Annotated in this window: 2 tRNA genes and 2 rRNA genes; all 4 read right to left on the bottom strand. The window is 46.3% G+C overall.

The window, feature by feature from the left end:
• Positions 1 to 6 precede the first annotated feature (6 nt).
• Positions 7 to 118, bottom strand: a 5S ribosomal RNA gene (rrf, locus tag VB264_RS24835).
• A gap of 105 nt (positions 119 to 223) precedes the next feature.
• Positions 224 to 3,051: ribosomal RNA gene (locus tag VB264_RS24830) — 23S ribosomal RNA — on the bottom strand.
• Positions 3,052 to 3,217: 166 nt separating this feature from the next.
• Positions 3,218 to 3,291: transfer RNA gene (locus VB264_RS24825), tRNA-Ala, on the bottom strand.
• Between the two features lie 37 nt (positions 3,292 to 3,328).
• Positions 3,329 to 3,402 (bottom strand) — tRNA-Ile (locus VB264_RS24820).
• Between the last annotated feature and the right edge of the window lie 65 nt (positions 3,403 to 3,467).

Genomic DNA, 3,467 nt, shown 5'->3' with positions numbered 1-3,467 from the left:
TAATATTTTTGGGGTTTATTTACTTTCCCGCATGTGATTGCAGTATCATCAACGGAACTGGGCTTAACTTCTCTGTTCGAGATGGGAAGAGGTGAACACCAGTCCTATCAACCCCATAAAGTCTGTGAGCTATTAAGCTCTATTTCTTTATGAGTAATTCATATAATATTGTGAAAGATGTTGAAGAGTAAGAACTATAAAGATTATATAGCATACGGTTATATGAATAAAGCTCTTGGGTAATTAGTATTGCTCGACTTTGGTATTTCTACCTTTACATCTGCAACCTATCAAGGTCGTCATCTACGACCGCCCTTATATGGATTACTCATCTTCAGGTCAGTTTCGCACTTAGATGCTTTCAGCGCTTATCTGGTCCCGACGTAGCTACTCAGCTATGCTCTTGGCAGAACAACTGATACACCAGCGGTCAGTCCAACTCGGTCCTCTCGTACTAAAGTCAGAACCTGTCAATAATCCTACGCCCACAACAGATAGGGACCGAACTGTCTCACGACGTTCTGAACCCAGCTCGCGTGCCACTTTAATCGGCGAACAGCCGAACCCTTGGGACCTTCTCCAGCCCCAGGATGTGACGAGCCGACATCGAGGTGCCAAACCTCCCCGTCGATGTGAGCTCTTGGGGGAGATCAGCCTGTTATCCCCAGAGTACCTTTTATCCTTTGAGCGATGGCTGTTCCATACTAAACCACCGGATCACTATATCCTACTTTCGTACCTGATCGACTTGTATGTCTCACAGTCAAGCACCCTTTTGCTATTGCACTCTACGCACGGTTACCAAGCGTGCTGAGGGTACCTTTGAAAGCCTCCGTTACTCTTTTGGAGGCGACCACCCCAGTCAAACTACCCACCAAGCAATGTCCCTATTTAGGTTAGAATTCCAGTACAAGAAGGGTGGTATTTCAACGTTGACTCCATAATGCCTAGCGACACTATATCATAGTCTCCCACCTATCCTACACATCCAGTACCAGAACTCAATGCTAAGCTATAGTAAAGGTTCATGGGGTCTTTCCGTCCCGTTGCGGGTAAACGGCATCTTCACCGTTACTACAATTTCACCGAGCTCACGGCTGAGACAGTGTCCAGATCGTTACACCATTCGTGCAGGTCGGAACTTACCCGACAAGGAATTTCGCTACCTTAGGACCGTTATAGTTACGGCCGCCGTTTACTGGGGCTTCGATTCAATGCGTCGCTTGCGCTAACATCCCCTCTTAACCTTCCAGCACCGGGCAGGTGTCAGGCCTTATACGTCAACTTTCGTTTTTGCAAAGCCATGTGTTTTTGTTAAACAGTCGCCTGGACCAATTCTCTGCGGCCTCTCATCGCTGAGTAGGCTCCCTTTATCCCGAAGTTACAGGGTTAATTTGCCGAGTTCCTTAGCCGTGATTCACTCGAGCGCCTTAGAATATTCTTCCCAGTCACCTGTGTCGGTTTACGGTACGGGTTACTAATAAGTATAGATTCACAACTTTTCTTGGAAGTCTCTTCGCTGACTCGCTTCTGCCTTGCGGCTGCTGCTCAAAGGCACTATTCCGTCAGTACCTGCCAACCACGAATCTCCGTCATTGTGTTTCCCTATTAGTAAGTTCAGGAATATTAACCTGATGTGCATTAAGTCGTCGCCTTCGCTAAACCCTTAGCCCCCGACTAACCCTCAGTTGATTAGCATAGCTGAGGAAACCTTGACTTTTCGGCGTGCGGGTTTCTCGCCCGCATTATCGTTACTCATCCCTACATTTGCTTTTCTGACCTCTCCAATGAACCTTGTCGATTCACCTTCGCTGATGTCAGAATGCTCCCCTACCAGTATATATAAAATATATAATCCAAAGCTTCGGTACTATACTTGATGCCCGTTTATTATCGATGCCCGCCTCGCTCGACCAGTGAGCTGTTACGCACTCTTTAAATGAATAGCTGCTTCCAAGCTAACATCCTGGCTGTCTCTGCAATCAGACCTCCTTTGTTCAACTTAGTATAGATTTAGGGACCTTAGCTGTTGGTCTGGGTTCTTTCCCTCTCGGACAGTGACCTTAGCACCCCTGCCCTCACTGCCGTGTAAATTTCATGCCATTCAGAGTTCATCAGGATTTGGTAGGATGTGACTCCCCCTAGTCCTATTGGTAGCTTTACCTGCATGAAAATAACCACGACGCTGTTCCTAAAAACATTTCGGGGAGTACGAGCTATTTCCCAGTTTGATTAGCCTTTCACCCCTACCCACAGCTCATCGAAATACTTTTCAACGTAAACTCGTTCGGTCCTCCAGTGTGTGTTACCACACCTTCAACCTGGCCATGGGTAGATCACAAGGTTTCGCGTCTACTCCCCCTGACTAAACGCCCTATTCAGACTCGCTTTCGCTCCGACTCCAGTTCTGTAAACCTTAATCTTGCCAGGAAGAGTAACTCGTAGGGTCATTATGCAAAAGGCACGCCGTCACAGAATCGCTCTGCTCCGACCGCTTGTAAGTGTATGGTTTCAGGGTCTTTTCACCCCCCTGCTCGGGGTACTTTTCACCTTTCCTTCACAGTACTCGTTCACTATCGGTATCTTGTTAGTATTTAGCCTTACCGGATGGTGCCGGCAGTTTCAAAGGGGATTTCTCCAGTCCCCCCCTACTCAGGATACGGTTACGTTTAAAGATTCCACTCTTACAGGACTATCACCTTCTATGGTCGACTTTCCCAAGTCATTCAAATTCCTCTTTATTCTAAAAAACCGTCCTACAACCCCAGTATTGCCGTAACAACCCTGGTTTGGGCTTCTCCGCGTTCGCTCGCCACTACTTACGGAATCACTTTTGTTTTCTTTTCCTCTGGGTACTTAGATGTTTCAGTTCTCCAGGTTTGCTCCAACGCATTAGCGTGGTAATAGTTCTTCAAACTATTGGGTTGCCCCATTCGGAAATCTACGGATTAACAATTTTGTGCATCTCCCCGTAGCTTATCGCAGCTTAACACGTCCTTCATCGCCTACAAGATCCAAGGCATCCCCCATACACCCTTAATTCGCTTTATCAAACCGTATTAATAATGTTTAATGTTCTTACTCGTTTCTCTATCTTTCACAATATGTCAATGAACTCTTCTATTATTCGTCTAATACTTCTCAGTAACTAAACTCACAATATCGACGATAAACCTCTTTAGATTTATCCATAATCTCTTTACTCTATTACTCCATGTGGAGAATAACGGATTCGAACCGTTGACCCCCTGCGTGCAAGGCAGGTGCTCTAGCCAGCTGAGCTAATCCCCCAATTCTAACGCCCCAACACAAACCTCCCTATACTCGGTGGGCCTGCGTGGACTCGAACCACGGACCTCTACATTATCAGTGTAGCGCTCTAACCACCTGAGCTACAAGCCCAATTCAATCCAATATCTTTAGCACTTTACAGTACCTCTAAGTATCTTTTGAGTATGATAGAAACG

This window comes from Arcicella aquatica (genome assembly GCF_034928825.1).
Lineage (GTDB): Bacteria > Bacteroidota > Bacteroidia > Cytophagales > Spirosomataceae > Arcicella > Arcicella aquatica.
The sequence above is the reverse complement of the archived record's forward strand: the minus strand, read 5'-3'. Positions and strand labels throughout refer to the sequence as shown.